Here is a 16860-nt window from a genome sequence, read left to right as displayed (position 1 = left end):
CCAGGAGTCACAACTGTCCCAGGCCCGACCCGAGCGCTTCAAGCCCTGGCAGCAGGACGGTCCGCAGTGCCCCAAATGTTCGCGTGATCGTCACCGGCCGACCCCCCGGCGGTGTCTCAGACGTGCTCGCGAGGCCGTTCCGGGGTGATCGTCCCGGTTCCGGGACGGGGCCGGCGGCCGCGTCGCCAGGGCTCGGCGATCAACCCCACCACCCCCGCCACGGCGACCAGCGCCGTCACGAAGAGCACCAGCGCCACGGACCGGACGAAGGCCAATCCGACCACGCAGGACGCGAGCAGCCCTACCCAGAAATACATGACCAGAACGGCCCGACGGTGGGAATGTCCGAGTTCGAGCAGCCGATGGTGCAGATGGAGTTTGTCGGGCGCGAACGGCGACTTTCCTTGATTGGTGCGTCTCCACACCGCCAACAGCATGTCGATGTAGGGAACCGCCACCACCAGCGGCACCATGACCAACGGCAGAATGAACGGGATCTGGGCCGCGGGGCCGATCGTGGTGCTGTCGAACGTCCCGGTGAGCAAGATCGTCGCGCCGCTGAGCAGCAGCCCGATCAGCATCGAGCCGGTGTCCCCCATGAAGATCCGGGCCGGGTTGAAATTGTGCGGCAGGAAGCCCGCGCAGATTCCGATGAGCACCGCCGCGGTCAGCGTGGCCGGCGTCATCCGGGTCATCCGCAGGGAGAACGAGAGCAGCGAGGCGTAGGTGAAAAGCGCGACGGCGGAGATTCCGACGACGCCGGCCGCGAGGCCGTCCAGACCGTCCACGAAGTTGACCGCGTTGATCGTCGCGACCACCAGGAAAACGGTCAGCGGAACCCCGTATTCGGGGGGCAGCACGAGCGGCTGGCCGCTCGGCAGGGGGATCACCAGGAGCTGAATGCCGTTGGCGATGAACAGCCCGGCGGCGGCCACCTGGCCCGCGAACTTGGTGAGGGCGTCGAGCTCCCACCGGTCGTCGGCCATGCCCAGCAGCACGATCAGCCCGCCCGCCAGCAGCAGCCCGCGATCGACGTCGCTGGTCTTCATGACCTCGCGCATCACCGGCAGCCCGCTGGCCACCACCAGGGCGCCGACCATGCCGAAGAACATGGCCAGCCCGCCCATCCGGGGCGTGGGGATGGCGTGGACGTCGCGATCGCGCACCGCGGTCATGGCGCCGAACCGCACCGAGAAGGCCCGGACCACCGGGACCAGCAGGTAGGTGATCACCGCGGCGACGAGGATGATCAGCAGGTACTCGCGCACACCCACCTCCCTGTCCGCCGCGCCGCCGCCGGTCCTCGGCGGGTCGCGTGATCATGCCGGAAACCCCGACCGTGCGCCGTCGACCGTTCGCTGTTGAAAGACGCCGCCCCCGACCGGCCGGTTCGCCGGACGCGGGGCAATGTGACCAACTCTATGCCCGCTGATCCTCTGATGCCGCACGTTCGGTGACGCCGGGCCGCCCCGACCGGAAGATCATCGCCGATCCGGCGGCGAGCAGGCCCAGCCCCGTCAAGGTGAGATCGCCCACGGAGGCCGCCCAGACGCCGCGGGCCAGGACGTCGTCGGCCACGTCCACGGTGACCAGCAGGAACCCGGCCCCCGCCGGCCCCGCGCCGACCCGCCGGCCGGGACGTCGGCGGGCCCGCGCCCACGGGAGCAGGAGGGCCGGCCCGACGCCCAGGCCCACGAGCAGCGCCGTGTACCCGAGCCACGACCCGGTGAAGTGCGGCCTGGCGTACCGCGGCGGAGCGGCGTGCACCGCGCCCTCAGGCAGCCGTACGACGATCAGCACGCTCTCGTGCGGGCCCAGCCCTCCCTGGGTGAAGTCGACGGCGTACGGACCGTCACGGCCCCCTCCGCAGCGGGTCAGGCCGGTGGCCTCCGGATCGCCGCGCGCGTGCCGTCGGGAGCCGGCCCGGCAGCCGACCCGCAGGGGCCGCGCGGGCACCTCGACCCGCACCGAGACCTCGCCGATCGGCACGTCCCAGCCCGCCCCGACGGCGTCCCAGCGCAGCTCGACGCGCCCCGGGTGCGGCGTCATGACGCCGACGACGTCGTACTCGATCACGTACGCCTGACGCCCGCCGACCCGGCGCCGCTCCCCGCCGACGTCGATGTGCACCTCGTGCAGCATCTTCCGGGCCCTGGCCCTCGCGGGGGCGCCGGTGGAGCTGCTGGTGCGCACGTTGCGGATGTCGTACAGCCGGTTCTCGATCCGGTACGGGACGCGGCGCACGATGCCGTGCTCGCCCCGGCCCCGGAAGTCGTAGGTGATCGTCTCGCGGACGTGCAGCACGCCGTCGGGGCGGATCTCCAGGACGACGTCGTAGGTGGGGATGCTCTCGCCCGGCGCGGCGTGCGCGGGCAGCGCGAGGCAGACGATCGCCAGCGGTATCCCGACCGCGATCGCCACGACCCAGACCATGTCCCGCATACTGCGCATCGTCCCCACCGACCGGCGCGCCCGGACCCCGCACCACGGTAACCCGGCCGCCGCGGAACCGGGGCCGGTCCCTCCCGAGCGGCACCCGGAGTCGATCTTCACGTCCTGCTACCGTGCCGCCGCGTAGTCAATCAGTGACGGAGAGGAACTTCCATGCGGCGTATCGGCGCGGTGGCCCTGACCACCACGGCACTCGTGGCGGGGCTCGGCGCCCTCGCGGCTCCCGCACAGGCACAGGCACCGGCGGCCCCGTCGAAGGGCAAGTGGACGACGCCCGACGCGTACGCCGCCAACGCGGCCTGGGGCAGGTTCGTCAGGACCCGCGACAAGGTCACCATCGAGGGCAGGCTCCGGGACGAGTCCAAGGACGGCCGGACCGCCTGCGTCAGGTTCAAGGCCACCGAGAAGGGCGCGCGCGCCCACTTCCTCAAGGCCGCGATCGTCGTCAAGGACGGCGGCGGCCCGCAGACGTACTACGACGGCAAGGCCACCGTCCGCATCGCGACGGCGTCCACCAACACGACGCATCTGTACGTGCAGGAGTGCGTCCGCGACGCGAAGAAGGGCGCGTGGGAGTACGCCGAGAAGTGGCGCAGGCTCTACTGAACGCATCGGGCCGCGCGGTCGGGGGCTACTCCGGCCGCGCGTCCCCGTCCTTGTGCCCGTCCTCGTGCTCGCCCTTGTCCGCGGGCGCGTCCGCCGGCTTCTCGAAGGAGACCGGGGGCGCGTCGTCCAGCAGGCCCTCGTCGATCTCGGGCTCCTCGTCCTCGTCGGTCAGCAGGACGCCGACGACGGAACGGACCTTCTCCTCCGAGACGGCACCGGCCCGCAGCAGCCGCGGCACCGGGCCGGTGAGGTCCACGATGGTGGACGCCTCGCCCAGCCCGGCCTTGCCGCCGTCCAGGTAGATCGCGATCGCCTCGCCGAGCATCTCCTCGGCCTCCTCCGCGCTGCGCGCGGCGGGGACGCCCGACAGGTTGGCGCTGCTGACCGCCAGCGGCCCGGTCTCCTTGAGCAGCTCCAGGGCCAGGTCGTGCAGCGGCATCCGCACCGCGACCGTGCCCTTGGTCTCCCCCAGGTCCCAGGTCAGGTTGCGGTTGGCCCGGCACACCAGGGTCAGCGCGCCCGGCCAGAACTCGTCGATCAGGTCCTGCCCGTACGTCCCGAGGTCCTCCACCAGCGCGGTGGCGGCCCGGACCGAGCCGACCAGCACGGGCGGGGGCATCTGGCGGCCGCGCCCCTTGGCGTCGAGCAGCGCCTGCACGGCCGAGGGCGTGAAGGCGTCGCAGCCCACGCCGTACACGGTGTCGGTGGGGAGCACGACCAGCTCGCCGCGCCGCACCGCCGAGACCGTCTCGGCGATTCCACGGGTCCGTTCCATCGGGTCGGAGCAGTCATAACGTCGGCTCACGGCGGTCATTCTTCCACTCCCGGAGGGCTGCTTCAGTCGAGGGTGAGGCGCGCCGTGACGAACCGGTCGCGGTTGGTCAGATCGCGGCGGTTGCGAACGTCCCGCCAGCCGTGCTCCTCGGCGAACACCCAGTAGACGGCGTTGCCCTGCAGGTCGCTGTGCTCCACGGCGACGTACCCGCCCGGGCGCAGCAGCCGCCGCGCGGTCTGCTCCACGGCGCGGACCGCGTCCAGCCCGTCGTCGCCCCCGCCCCACAGCGCCGCCGCCGGATCGTGGTCGCGCACGTCCGCGGGGACGTACTCCCACTCGGTCATCGGGATGTACGGAGGGTTGCTGACCACCAGGTCGACGGTGCCGTCCAGCTCGGACAGGGCGTCGGAGAGGTCCGCCAGATGCAGCCTGACGCGCCCTCGCTCGTCCAACGCCTCCACGTTGCGGTTGGCGTGGACGAACGCCTTCGGGTCCTTCTCCACCGCGTGCACGCGCGCCCTGGGGGCCTCTTGGGCGATGCTCAGCGCGATCGCCCCCGAGCCGGTGCCCAGGTCGACGACCAGCGGGTCCCGGACGTCCATGTCGCGCAGGGTGTCCAGCGCCCAGCCGACCATCACCTCGGTCTCCGGGCGGGGCACGAACACGCCGGGGCCGACCCTCAGCTCCAGATAGCGGAAGAAGGCCCGGCCGGTGATGTGCTGGAGCGGCTCCCCCGCCTCGCGGCGCGCCACGCCCTCCCAGTACCGGGCGTCGAACGCGGCGTCCGGGACGGTGTGCAGCTCGGACCGCTTGACCCCGTGGACGGCGGCGGCCAGCTCCTCGGCGTCGGCGCGGGGCGAGGCGGCCCCGGCGTCGGCCAACCGCGCCGTCGCTCGGGCCACCTCGTCGAGCAGCAGGTTCATGTTCCCTGGGCTTCGGCCAGTCTGCGTTCGGTGTCGGCGTCGACGAGCGCCTGGATCACGTTCTGGAGGTCGCCGTCGAGCACCTGGTCGAGGTTATACGCCTTATAGCCGACGCGGTGGTCGGAGATGCGGTTCTCCGGGAAGTTGTAGGTGCGCACCCGCTCGGAACGGTCGACCGTGCGGACCTGGCTCTTGCGCTCGGCCGACGCCGCCGCGTCCGCCTCCTCCTGCGCCATCGCCAGCAGCCGGGACCGCAGGATGCGCAGCGCCTGCTCCTTGTTCTGGAGCTGGGACTTCTCGTTCTGGCAGGAGACGACCACGCCGGTCGGCAGGTGGGTGATCCGCACCGCCGAGTCGGTGGTGTTGACGCTCTGCCCGCCGGGCCCGGAGGACCGGTAGACGTCGATGCGCAGGTCGTTGGGGTCGATCTGGACCTCCACGTCCTCCGCCTCGGGGGAGACGAGCACCCCCGCGGCGCTGGTGTGGATCCGGCCCTGCGACTCGGTGACGGGCACCCGCTGCACCCGGTGGACGCCGCCCTCGAACTTCAGCCGCGCCCAGGCCCCGCCCTCGCCGTCGGCCCGCCCCCGGGCCTTGACGGCCACCGTGACGTCCTTGTAGCCGCCCAGATCCGACGGCTGGGAGGCGATGACCTCGGTCTTCCAGCCGATCCGCTCGGCGTACCGCAGGTACATCCGCAGCAGGTCGCCGGCGAACAGCGCCGACTCCTCGCCGCCCTCGCCCGCCTTGATCTCCAGGATGACGTCCTTGTCGTCATTGGGATCGCGCGGGACCAGCAGCTTGCGGAGCCGGTCCTCCAGCTCGACCCTGCGACCCTCCAGCTCGGTGGCCTCGTCGGCGAACGCGGTGTCCTCGGTCGACAGCTCGCGCGCGGTCGCCAGGTCGTCCTCGACGGTGCGCATCCGCCGGGCCGTCTCGACGATGGGGCGCAGCTCGGCATAGCGCTTGCCCAGCCGTCGCGCCGTGTTCTGGTCGGCGTGCACGGCCGGGTCGGCCAGCCTGCCTTCGATCTCGGCGTATTCGCCGATCAACTCGTCGAGGTTCACGGTGTTCCCGGATAGGGGCCCGCGGGACCGCGGACCCCGAGCGGCCCGGGGACACGCGGTCCCCGGGCCGCTCGTGCCGTCTGACTGGAGTCTCGGATCGGCGGGTTACTTGCTGTCGCCGCGCTTGCCGAAGCGCTTCTCGAAGCGCGCCACCCGGCCGCCGGTGTCCAGGATCTTCTGCTTGCCCGTGTAGAACGGGTGGCAGTTGGAGCACACGTCCGCGTGGATCACGCCGTTCTCGGCGGTGCTGCGGGTCTCGAAGGTGTTCCCGCACGTGCAGGTCACGGTCGTGACGTTGTACTCGGGGTGAATGCCGGACTTCAAGGGTCTTCTCCTCGCTCGGGCGGTCGCCGGGTCGCTCGTCCATCGCACGCATAGACCATGCGGGCAGCGTGAACCGGTACCGCAGCGGTTGCACACCAAGTGTGCCAGATATCAGAACGTGCCGACGTCACCGGGCATTCCCATCCGGGGACGTCACCGGGTCACTCGGCGCCCAGGTAGGCCAGGACGGCCATCACCCTGCGGTGGTCGTTCTGGGTGGGGGGCAGTTGCAGCTTGAGGAAGATGTTGGAGATGTGCTTCTCCACCGCGCCCTCGGTGACCACCAGGTCCCTGGCGATCGCCGCGTTGGAACGCCCCTGGGCCATGAGGCCGAGGACCTCCCGTTCGCGCGGTGTGAGGGCCTCCAGGCGGTCTCCACTGCGCCGGCGGCCGAGGAGCTGCCCGATGACCTCGGGGTCGATCACGGTGGCCCCGGCGGCGATCCTGTGGACCGCGTCGATGAACTCCGCCACATCGGCCACCCGCTCCTTGAGCAGGTAGCCCACCCCCTGCGCGCCGCCGCCGATCAGGTCGGTGGCGTACCGCTCCTCGACGTACTGCGACAGCACCAGGATCGGCATCCCCGGCCGTCTCTCCCGCACCGCCAGCGCCGCCCTCAGCCCCTCGTCGGTGAACGAGGGCGGCATCCGCACGTCCACGATCGCCAGATCGGGCTCGTACTCCTCCACGATCGCCGGCAACCCCGGCCCGTCCCCCACCGTGGCCACCGTCTCGACACCGGCGTCGGCCAACAGCCGCACCAGCCCCTCCCGCAACAACACCGAGTCCTCGGCGATCACAACCCTCACCCCTCAACCCTAAGCCGCAAGCTCATCCACTCGCCTCGCCACAGTCCGGCGGTGAGCGTTGCTCGCGCGACCGAAGGCCGACCGAGCCGCCAGGCGAGGGAGGATCGCGTTCTACCGCGATGCAGCGCGAGCCGCGGACCGCGAGAAGGACGAGCCGCCAGGCGAGGACGCCGTAGCGGCCCGCTTACCAAGTGCAAGGGAGGTCTGCTCGGATTACGGTGGGGCCGCCGAAGGGGCTGTTGACGGTGAGGATGCCGTCGATGGTGGCGGCGCGGTCGGCGAGGCCGGACAGGCCGCCGCCGGGTTGGGCGGTGGCTCCGCCGACGCCGTTGTCGGTGATCTCGACGACCACCCAGTGGGTCTCGCGGGTGACGCGGACGGTCGCCTGGGTGGCGCGGGCGTACTTGGCGATGTTGGCGAGCGACTCGGCCACGATGAAGTAGGCGATGCTCTCCACGGCGGCCGGGGGGCGTTCGGGGAGGTCGACCTCGACGAGGACGGGGACGGGCGCGCGGGCGGCGAGGCCGGAGATGGACGGGTCCAGGCCGCGGTCGGTGAGGATGGCGGGGTAGATGCCCCGGGCCAGGTCGCGCAGCTCGGAGATGGCCTCCTTGGTGCCCGAGTGGGCCTGCTCGATGAGCGCGCGGGCGGCCTCGGGGTCGTCCGTGAGCTTGGCGCGGGCGCGGCCGATGTCCATGGCGACCGCCAGCAGCCGCTGCTGGGCGCCGTCGTGCAGGTCGCGTTCGATGCGGCGTCGCTCGGCCTCGGCGGCGTCCACCCCGCGGGCGCGGCTGGCCTGCAGGTGTTCGGCGCGGGCCTGGAGGCGTCGGCGTTCGGCCTGGCCCTTGCTGGGGCCGAGCAGGAGCGAGGCGTACACGGCGTGGACGACCGCCGTCACGCGCGTCACGTACATGGCCACCACGACGCAGGCGACGCCGACGACGCTGACGGGGAGCGCGGTGATCGGGTCGTCGGCCGAGTAGAACACCGGGCCGTAGTTGATGACCCCGCGTTCCTGCCCCATCACGATGAACGGGAAGAACAGGAACACCGCCGCGTTCGTCCACACGAACGCCATCACCGCGAACTCGGCGATGGACACCGGGAGCCGCAGCGCGAGGTAGGCCAGGTCCTTCCAGGTGGCGGGGTCGACCGCCATGGTCTTCCACTTGCCGAGGACGCCGGTCTTGGGCATCGGGCGGTACGGCTCGGGGATCGTCACCCCGAAGCCGGCCTTGATCAGCCTGCGTTCCAGCACGGCCCCGAACCGCCAGACCAGCATCACGACCGCCAGCATCGGGATCCCGACCCAGATGATCGTCAGGGCGACGGAGAGCGTGATCCCCACGACCAGGAACACGAACCAGGCGATCCCGAATCCCAGGCTCGTCGCCAGGTAGACGACCGACCGCCAGGTCAGTGAGGACCTCACCATCGCCTGCGGACTCCATGACCCGGTCACGATCGGTCCCGCCCCGCCGGGCGCGGCCACGGCGCTGCCCATCTCGCTCACATCCTGCCCCTTCATGCCGCCTCCACCGTACGGCCCAAGCCTGCTGGACCTCGGCCGACGCCGCCATGCGGCGGCCCGCCGTCCCCGGGGTGGGGCTAGCCCCACCCTCGTGGCCGGGCCGGGAACGGGCGACGCCCCGGTGGCCGTAGGGCCTCCGGGGCGTCGGGTGGTGCGTCCATCAGTCGCGGTCGGCGACCGTGGTCTTCTGCACCTGGAGGAGGAACTCCGCGTTGGACTTGGTCTCCCTCATCTTCTCCAGGAGCAGCTCCAGCGCCTGCTGGGTGTCCAGGGCGTGCAGCACCCGGCGGAGCTGCCAGACGACCCGCAGCTCCTCGGGGGCCATCAGGATCTCCTCCTTGCGGGTGCTGGACTGGTCGACGTCCACCGCGGGGAAGATCCGCTTGTCGGCGAGGTTCCGGTTGAGCTTGAGCTCCATGTTGCCGGTGCCCTTGAACTCCTCGAAGATGACCTCGTCCATGCGGGATCCGGTCTCCACCAGGGCGGTGGCGAGGATGGTCAGCGAGCCGCCGTTCTCGATGTTGCGGGCGGCGCCGAAGAACCGCTTGGGCGGGTACAGCGCCGTCGAGTCGACACCGCCGGACAGGATCCGCCCGGACGCCGGGGCCGCCAGGTTGTAGGCGCGGCCCAGCCGGGTGATCGAGTCGAGCAGCACGACCACGTCGTGGCCCAGCTCCACCAGCCGCTTGGCCCGCTCGATGGCCAGCTCGGCGACCGTGGTGTGGTCCTCGGCGGGGCGGTCGAAGGTCGAGTGGATGACCTCGCCCTTCACCGTCCGCTGCATGTCGGTGACCTCTTCGGGCCGCTCGTCGACCAGCACGACCATCAGGTGGCACTCGGGGTTGTTCTTGGTGATCGCGTTGGCGATCGACTGGAGCACCATCGTCTTGCCCGCCTTGGGCGGGGAGACGATCAGACCGCGCTGGCCCTTGCCGATCGGCGAGACCAGGTCGATGATCCGGGTGGTCAGGATGCCGGCGTCGGACTCCAGCCGCAGCCGCTCCTGCGGGTACAGGGGCGTCAGCTTGGAGAACTCCACCCGGCCGCGGGCCTGCTCGGGCTCCATCCCGTTGATGGTGTCCAGGCGGACCAGCGCGTTGAACTTCTCCCGCCGCTCGCCGTCGCGGGGCTGGCGCACGGCGCCGGTGACCACGTCGCCCTTGCGCAGGCCGTTCTTGCGGACCTGGGCGAGGGAGACGTACACGTCGTTGGCGCCGGGCAGGTAGCCGGTCGTCCGCACGAACGCGTAGTTGTCGAGGATGTCCAGGATGCCGGCGACCGGGATCAGGACGTCGTCCTCGTTGATCACCGGCTCCTCGTAGCGCTCGCCGCGACCGCCGCGGCCCCGGTTGCGCTCGCGGAAGCGCCGACCCCGACGACCGCCGCGGCCGTCGTCGTCGTCGTGCTGGCCGCCGCCGCCCTGACCGCCGCCGCCACCGCCGCCCTGGCCACGGCGCTGGTCGCCGCGCTCGCCACGGTCTCCGCGCTCGCCGCGGTCCCGATTGTCACGGTTGTCACGGTCTCCGCGCTCGCCACGGTCGCGGTTGTCGCGGTCTCCGCGCTCACCGCGGTCCCGGTTGTCACGGCCGTCGCGGTTGTCACGGTCGCGGCCGTTGCGGCTGCGTCGGCCGCCCTCGCGGCCGCCGGCCTCGCCGTCCTCGCCGGAGGAGGCGGCCCGGGCGCGCTCTGCGCGCTCCGGACGGTCGTTGCGGTCGCCGCGCTCACCACGGTCGGCGCGCTCGGTCCGCTCCGGACGCTCGGCGGTCTCGACCGCCCGCTCCGTCCGGTCGGCGCGCTCGGTCCGCTCGGCGCCCTGGCGGCCGTCGGTCAGCGCGAGCTGCTCCTCGCCGTCCTCGCGCTTGGCGGGACGGGTGCGACGGGTCCGCGCGGGGCGCGTCTCGGCGGTCTGCTCCTCGGAGCGGGGTGCGGCCTCCTCGGCCCTGTCCTCGGCCCGGGCGGCCTTCTGCTCGGCCTTCGGCTCCGCCTTGGCGGTGGCCTGACCGGCCACCACCGGGCCGCCCTGCTTGGCCTCGATGGCCGCGATGAGCTGGCTCTTGCGCATGCCGGTGGTGCCCGTGATGCCGAGCTGGGACGCCAGCGCCTTGAGCTCGGGCAGCACCAACGCCGACAGGCCGGTGCCGGAGCGACGGCGCCGGGGGGCGGCGGCCGGCTCCGGCCGCGCCGCCGTGGTCTCCGCTGCGGGGCTAGTAGCGTCCGTAAGGAGTTCGCTGGATTCGCTCACTAAGGGTCCTTCCCAGGGAGCGGGTGTTGGCCCTCGTCGGCCAGGCAACCCGATGATGCGATCCGGCGGGGGCGCCAGATCGAGCTCTGCCGATCACGATGGGGTCGCCATCGGCGATGTCCGGACACAGCCAGATGATGGTCGGGACGGTTCTCGCGCCATCCCCGAGTTCCGTGGGCTTTGGTTGGAAACCAGACAGCGGAGACACGGTGTCGGGGAGCCACATGCGCGGGGCAGGCATGACACGAGGGTCGACCTGACGGTGCGCGGCTGACGAGCACCCGGCCCCGAGCGGGGCATCTGGTGCGGTAATCAGCCTAACATCACCCGAGCACACTGCTATTCCCCAGCGATCCATCTCATTCGCGTGTCACGGACCGGGCGGCTGAACGCATGCGCCGAGGGGGTCCACGTTCAGCGGGCGTTTGAGCCACCCATTACCCAGTTCCGGGTCGATCGAATCAACCCGGGAGACTGTTGTGAAGGCCAGGACAGTGGGTCCTGCACCCGAGATCACCGCCGGGACCCCGTTCGCGCGCAGTCGGTCGACCAGCGCGGCGGACCCCGGCATGGCGGGGGCCCGGTAGCCCTGGTGCAGCCGGTCCTCGGTGGCGTCGAGGAGCACCTCGGGATCCAGGTCCCCGGTCAGCGCCGCGACCAGCAGCGCCGCCCGCCCGGCGTTGGCGGCGGCGTCCCCGTGGGGCACCGCCTCCGGGAGCAGCCCGCGCGCCCGTTCGGTGGCCAGCGTCTGGGCCGGCACGAACGCCACGACCTCGCGTTCCAGGTCGAGACGTACCGAACGCGGGCCGGCTGGACCGCTCCAGGCGATGGTCAGCCCGCCGCTGAGGCACGGAGCCACGTTGTCGGGATGGCCCTCGATCTCGGTGGCCAGGGACAGCGCGGCGGCCTCGTCGAGCAGGTCGCCGTGCGGGTGCAGCGCACGGGCCGCCGTGATCCCGGCGACGATCGCCGCCGAGGACGACCCCAGCCCGCGACTGTGCGGAATGCGGTTGACGCACGACATCCGGATCCCGGGCGGCTGCCCGAGACCGGAACCGGACAATTCGTCCAGCACCTCGAACGTCCGGCGCAGCACCCTGACGATGAGGTGCCGCTCACCCCGGTCGGCGACCTCGGCGCCCTCGCCGTCCACCTCGATGACCAGGCCGCCCTCGGTGATCTCCACCGTGACGTCGTCGTACAGGGTGAGCGCGAGGCCCAGCGAGTCGAACCCCGGCCCCAGGTTGGCGCTGGTGGCGGGCACGCGCACATGGGCGCGCGCGCCCCAGGAGGCCGTCACGTGAGTCTCCCGCTCGTCCCCGTCGCGCGCTCCTCGGTCCGGCCCGCGCCGTGCGCCCGCGCCTCGCTCACGCGAGGCCCAGCGAGGACGCTGCGGCGTGGGCGTCCACCTTGACGGTGGTGGGCGCGGGAGCGCCGGCGATCGCCCAGTCGGGGTCCTTGAGGCCGTTCCCGGTCACCGTGCAGACCACCCGCACCCCCGGCTCCAGCAGGCCCTCCTCGCGGGCCTGGAGGACGCCGGCGACGCTGGCGGCGGAGGCGGGCTCGACGAAGACGCCCTCCTCACGGGCCAGCAGCCGGTAGGCGGCCAGGATCTTCCGGTCGGTGACCGACCCGATCGCCCCGCCGGACTCGTCGCGGGCCGCGATCGCCAGCTCCCAGGAGGCCGGGTTGCCGATGCGGATCGCGGTGGCGATGGTCTGCGGCTTGAGCACCGGCTCGCCCTTGACGAACGGGGCCGCGCCGCTGGCCTGGAAGCCCAGCATGCGCGGGGTGCGGGACGCGACGCCGTCGGCCGCGTACTCCTTGTAGCCCATCCAGTAGGCGGAGATGTTGCCGGCGTTGCCCACGGGCAGGCAGTGCACGTCGGGGGCGTCGCCGAGCGCGTCCACGATCTCGAACGCGGCCGTCTTCTGCCCCTGCAGACGGAACTTGTTGACCGAGTTGACCAAGGCCACCGGGTAGTCCACGGCGAGCTTGCGGGCCAGCTCCAGGCAGTCGTCGAAGTTCCCGTCCACCTGCAGCAGCCTGGCCCCGTGGACCAGCGCCTGCGCCAGCTTGCCCATCGCGATCTTGCCCTGCGGGACCAGCACCGCGCACGTCATCCCGGCCCGCACCGCGTAGGCGGCGGCCGAGGCCGACGTGTTGCCGGTGGACGCGCAGATGACCGCCTTGGCGCCCTCCTCGGCGGCCTTGCTGATCGCCATGGTCATGCCGCGGTCCTTGAACGAGCCCGTGGGGTTGGCGCCCTCCACCTTCAGGTAGACCTCGCAGCCCGTGAGCTGGGAGATCCGAGGCGCGGGCAGCAGCGGGGTGCCGCCCTCATGCAGGGTGACGACGGGAGTCCGGTCCGTCACCGGGAGCCGGTCGCGGTACTCGTTGATGAGGCCGCGCCAAGCCCTGTTCATGTTCTCTCCTTCTTTTGGGTGGGGGGGCGACCCCCCACACCCCCCGCGCCCGGTCTCGAGGTCTTCAGGCGGGCGGCCCTCCGCTTGCGCTCCGGGCCGCCCGCCTGAAGGACCGGGCCTCAACCCCTGGGGGTTGTCGTTCGAACGTGGTGGTTGCTCTTAGGGCGTTGGTGGTGCTCTTAGGGCGTTGGTGGTTGCTCATAGAGCGTGGTGGTTGCTCTTCGAGCGTGGTGGTCGCTCTTCGAGCGTGGTGAAGTCAGCCAGACTCTACGCGCATCACCGCGGCGACCTCGCGGACGATGTCGAGTCGGCGCAGCGCCTCCACGGTGGCGGCCAGGGCCGCGTCCGGCGCGCGGTGGGTGACCACGACCAGTTGCGCGTCGTCGCCGTGCCCCTCCTGCCGTACGGCCTGGATGGACACGCCGTTCCGGGCGAACAGCTCGGCCACCTGGGCGAGCACGCCGGAACGGTCGGCCACGTCGAGCTGGACGTAGTACCGGGTGATCGTCTCGCCCATCGGCAGGACGGGCAGCTCCGCGTACGTCACCTCGACGGGGCCGCGGGTGCCGCCGACCCGGTTGCGGGCCACCGCCACCAGGTCGCCGAGCACGGCCGAGGCGGTGGGCGCGCCGCCCGCCCCGGCCCCGTAGAACATCAGCGAACCCGCCGACCGGGCCTCCACGAACACGGCGTTGTACGCCTCGCGGACGCTGGCCAGCGGATGCGACCTCGGGATCATCGCCGGGTAGACCCGCACCGACACGCCCCGGCCGCCGTTGCGGCCGTCGGGGTCGGGGATGCGCTCGCAGATCGCCAGCAGCTTCACCACGGAGTCCATCGCCTTGGCCCCCGCCACGTCGGCGGCGGTGACCTCGGTGATGCCCTCCCGGTGCACGTCGGCGGCGGTGACCGGGGTGTGGAACGCCAACTGCGCCAGGATCGCCGCCTTGGCCGCCGCGTCGAAGCCCTCGACGTCGGCGGTGGGGTCGGCCTCCGCGTAGCCGAGGCTCTGGGCCTCCTCCAGGGCGTCGGTGAACGAGGCCCCGTGGGTGTCCATCTGGTCGAGGATGTAGTTGGTGGTGCCGTTCACGATGCCCAGCACCTTGTGCACGTGGTCGCCGACCAGCGACTCGCGCAGCGGTCGCAGCAGGGGGATCGCCCCGGCCACCGCGGCCTCGTAGTACAGGTCGGCGCCGTACTCCCGGGCCGCCGCGAAGATCGTCGCACCGTCCTCGGCCAGCAGCGCCTTGTTGGCGGTGACCACGGACTTGCCGGTCTTCATGGCGGCCAGGATCAGCGACCGGGCCGGCTCGATGCCGCCGATCACCTCGACCACCAGGTCCACGTCGTCGCGGGTGACCAGGCTCATGGCGTCCGTCGTCACCAGCTCGGGCGCCACGTGCTCGCGTGCCCGGTCCAGCCGCCGCACGGCGACGCCGGCCAGCTCCAGCGGAGCGCCCACCCGCGCCGCGAGGTCGTCGGCCTGCTCGTCGAGCAGCCTGACCACCTCGGTTCCGACGGTTCCACAGCCCAGCAGGGCCACCCGCAGGGGTTTCACCCGTGTACCTCCGCATCCAGCCGGAGCAGGTCGTCGTCGGTCTCCCGGCGGACCAGGACCCGCGCCTGGCCGTCCCGTGCCGCCACCACAGCGGGGCGGGGGACGAAGTTGTAGTTACTGGCCATTGATCGACAGTACGCACCGGTGGCCGCCACCGCCACAATGTCACCCGCGGCGAGGTCGGCCGGCAGCCACAGATCGCGCACGACGATGTCGCCGCTCTCACAGTGCTTACCGACCAGCCGGCTGAGCATGGGCTCCGCCGTGGACGAACGACTCGCCAGCACACCGGTGTAATCGGCCCCGTACAACGCCGTACGGAGGTTGTCGCTCATACCGCCGTCGACCGAGACGTAGGTGCGCAGACCCTCGACGTCCTTGACGGTGCCGACCTCGTACAGGGTAACCCCGCCCGGGCCGACGATGGCCCGCCCGGGTTCGACTGTGATGCGCGGCATCGCCAGCCCGTAGGCGCGGCACTCGTGCGCCACGATGCCCCGCAGGGCGTCGGCGATCGCCTTGGGGTCGTGCGGCTCGTCCCCGGGCAGGTAGGCGATGCCGTAGCCGCCGCCGAGGTCCAGCTCGGGCAGCTCGACGCCGTGCTCGTCGCGGATCGCCACCAGCAGTTCGGCCAGCCGGTGCGCGGCCACCTCGAACCCGTCGGTGTCGAAGATCTGCGACCCGATGTGCGAGTGCAGGCCCACCAGTTCGAGCTGCTCCAGCTCCAGCACCCGGCGCACCGCCTCCAGGGCGGCCCCGGAGGTCCGGGAGAACCCGAACTTCTGGTCGTCGTGGGCCGTGGCGATGAACTCGTGGGTGTGCGCCTCGACACCGGTGGTCACCCGGATCATGACCTTGGGCCGGACACCCTTCTCCTGCGCCAGGTAGCCGAGTCGGGCGATCTCCTCGAACGAGTCGACCACGATCCGTCCGACGCCGACGTCCAGCGCCCGGGTCAGCTCGGCGACCGACTTGTTGCTGCCGTGCATGGTGATCTTCTCCCGGGGGAAGTCCGCGGCCACCGCCACGGCCAGCTCCCCGCCGGAGCACACGTCCAGCCCGAGGCCCTCGTCGTTCAGCCACCGCGCCAGCGCGGCGCACAGGAACGCCTTGCCCGCGTAGTGCACGTCCCCGTCATGGAACGCGGCGGCGTACTCGCGGGCCCGGGTCCGCACGTCCTCCTCGTCGTACACGAAGAGCGGCGTCCCGAACCGGGCCGCCAGGTCGCGGACGTCCATGCCGCCGAGGATCAGCACGCCGTCCTCGCGCCGCGCCGACCGCGGCCAGATCCGGGGATCCAGCGCGTTCAGGTCGGCGGCGGGCGGCAGCGGGTGTTCCGCCGGCAGCACGTCCGCGTGCCGGGACCCCGCCGGGTGCACTCTGCTCATATTCGCTCTCTAGGACTCTCACCGATCGTGTTCAGGGCATTGGCGACGGCGACGCGCACCGCCTCCGCCAGCGTCCGGCGGGCGGCGTGCGTCGCCCCGGGTTTATGGTCGCCCCCGGGCAGCGCCGGACACCGCTCGTACACCCGGTGGTACGCGTCGGCCACCCGCTCCAGATGCCTGCGCAGGGGCGTCGCGTCACCCTCCCTGGCCGCCTGGGCCACCCGGCTGGGAAGTTCCGCGAGCAACGCGAGCAGGGCGGTCTCGTCCGCCTCCTTGAGGAACCCCGGGTCGCCGAGGGGGATTCCCAGGTCCTCGGCGCGGCGCTGAACGGCGGCGGCCCTCGCGTAGGCGTAGCGCACCGAGAAGCCGGGGTTGTCGAACGTGCGGGGGCGGTCGGGCCATGCGCCGTGGGGGACGCCGTCCGCCTTGGCGTACGTGTCGCGTTCGGCGATGATCCCGGCGGCGAGGGCGCCCGGGCTGTCGACCACGAGGGTGAGGTATCCCGGGCCGGCCACGGTCACGTCCCGCACCCCGGGCCGCTTCACCAGGCGTCGGGCGATCACCTCCGCGAGTTCGCGGGGATCGTCGCGTCCGCCCCGGGCGGCCAGGCGGAGGGCCACGGGCGTGCCGTACGAGCCGGGGCCGAAGCCGCTCAGCGGCACCTCGGCGGGCACGGCGACGGCGAGTTCGCCGGAGTCCACGGCGTCCCGCACCGCGGCCACGACGGCGCTGCCCGCCTCGGCTGGAGTCACCTGCGTGA

15 protein-coding genes are annotated in these 16860 nt (G+C 72.1%); 1 reads left to right on the top strand and 14 read right to left on the bottom strand.

Features of this window, described 5'->3' with window-relative positions:
• Positions 1-116: 116 nt before the first annotated feature.
• The gene (locus DFJ69_RS20030; RefSeq protein WP_116024018.1) at positions 117-1268 is read right to left on the bottom strand and encodes an MraY family glycosyltransferase; all 1152 of its coding nucleotides are present in this window, start codon (positions 1266-1268) and stop codon (positions 117-119) included.
• Positions 1269-1419: 151 nt separating this feature from the next.
• Positions 1420-2442, bottom strand: coding sequence for a DUF2207 domain-containing protein (locus tag DFJ69_RS20025; RefSeq protein ID WP_170177725.1), 1023 nt, complete (start codon positions 2440-2442; stop codon positions 1420-1422).
• Between the two features lie 162 nt (positions 2443-2604).
• Here DFJ69_RS20025 and DFJ69_RS20020 point away from each other — a divergent pair, with 162 nt between their 5' ends.
• The gene (locus DFJ69_RS20020; RefSeq protein ID WP_116024016.1) at positions 2605-3057 is read left to right on the top strand and encodes a hypothetical protein; all 453 of its coding nucleotides are present in this window, start codon (positions 2605-2607) and stop codon (positions 3055-3057) included.
• 25 nt (positions 3058-3082) lie between these two features.
• Here the strand turns inward: DFJ69_RS20020 and DFJ69_RS20015 are convergent, their stop codons facing one another.
• The 12 genes from DFJ69_RS20015 to DFJ69_RS19960 all read right to left on the bottom strand — a co-directional run bounded on the left by DFJ69_RS20015 (position 3083) and on the right by DFJ69_RS19960 (position 16852).
• A complete protein-coding gene (locus DFJ69_RS20015; RefSeq protein ID WP_116024015.1) occupies positions 3083-3862 on the bottom strand; it encodes an L-threonylcarbamoyladenylate synthase in 780 nt (259 codons plus the stop codon).
• 32 nt (positions 3863-3894) lie between these two features.
• On the bottom strand, positions 3895-4755 hold the full coding sequence (prmC, locus tag DFJ69_RS20010; RefSeq protein WP_116024014.1) for a peptide chain release factor N(5)-glutamine methyltransferase: 861 nt from the start codon (positions 4753-4755) through the stop codon (positions 3895-3897).
• Positions 4752-5822, bottom strand: coding sequence for a peptide chain release factor 1 (gene prfA / locus DFJ69_RS20005; protein WP_116024013.1), 1071 nt, complete (start codon positions 5820-5822; stop codon positions 4752-4754). The genes prmC and prfA overlap by 4 nt, the downstream gene beginning before the upstream one ends.
• Before the next feature lie 105 nt (positions 5823-5927).
• Positions 5928-6146 carry a 50S ribosomal protein L31 gene (gene rpmE / locus DFJ69_RS20000; protein WP_116024012.1) on the bottom strand — a complete coding sequence of 73 codons (219 nt, stop codon included), beginning with the start codon at positions 6144-6146 and terminating at the stop codon, positions 5928-5930.
• Positions 6147-6307: 161 nt separating this feature from the next.
• Positions 6308-6955 (bottom strand): response regulator transcription factor, encoded by a 648-nt coding sequence (locus tag DFJ69_RS19995; RefSeq protein WP_116024011.1) that lies wholly within the window; start codon positions 6953-6955, stop codon positions 6308-6310.
• Positions 6956-7139: 184 nt separating this feature from the next.
• Positions 7140-8483 carry a sensor histidine kinase gene (locus DFJ69_RS19990; protein WP_116024010.1) on the bottom strand — a complete coding sequence of 448 codons (1344 nt, stop codon included), beginning with the start codon at positions 8481-8483 and terminating at the stop codon, positions 7140-7142.
• A 163-nt stretch (positions 8484-8646) separates the two neighbouring features.
• A complete protein-coding gene (gene rho / locus DFJ69_RS19985) occupies positions 8647-10728 on the bottom strand; it encodes a transcription termination factor Rho (protein ID WP_116024009.1) in 2082 nt (693 codons plus the stop codon).
• Between the two features lie 370 nt (positions 10729-11098).
• A complete protein-coding gene (gene thrB, locus DFJ69_RS19980; protein ID WP_116024008.1) occupies positions 11099-12028 on the bottom strand; it encodes a homoserine kinase in 930 nt (309 codons plus the stop codon).
• A gap of 67 nt (positions 12029-12095) precedes the next feature.
• Positions 12096-13154 (bottom strand): threonine synthase, encoded by a 1059-nt coding sequence (thrC, locus tag DFJ69_RS19975; RefSeq protein ID WP_116024007.1) that lies wholly within the window; start codon positions 13152-13154, stop codon positions 12096-12098.
• A gap of 256 nt (positions 13155-13410) precedes the next feature.
• Positions 13411-14712, bottom strand: a complete 1302-nt coding sequence (locus DFJ69_RS19970) for a homoserine dehydrogenase (protein ID WP_116024006.1) — start codon at positions 14710-14712, stop codon at positions 13411-13413.
• A complete protein-coding gene (gene lysA, locus DFJ69_RS19965) occupies positions 14709-16100 on the bottom strand; it encodes a diaminopimelate decarboxylase (RefSeq protein WP_116024005.1) in 1392 nt (463 codons plus the stop codon). The genes DFJ69_RS19970 and lysA overlap by 4 nt, the downstream gene beginning before the upstream one ends.
• The gene (locus DFJ69_RS19960) at positions 16097-16852 is read right to left on the bottom strand and encodes a DALR anticodon-binding domain-containing protein (RefSeq protein ID WP_116024004.1); all 756 of its coding nucleotides are present in this window, start codon (positions 16850-16852) and stop codon (positions 16097-16099) included. The genes lysA and DFJ69_RS19960 overlap by 4 nt, the downstream gene beginning before the upstream one ends.
• Positions 16853-16860: the final 8 nt, after the last annotated feature.

The sequence above is a fragment of the Thermomonospora umbrina genome (assembly GCF_003386555.1).
Taxonomy (GTDB): Bacteria; Actinomycetota; Actinomycetes; order Streptosporangiales; family Streptosporangiaceae; genus Thermomonospora; species Thermomonospora umbrina.
This window is presented reverse-complemented; position numbering and strand designations above follow the sequence as displayed.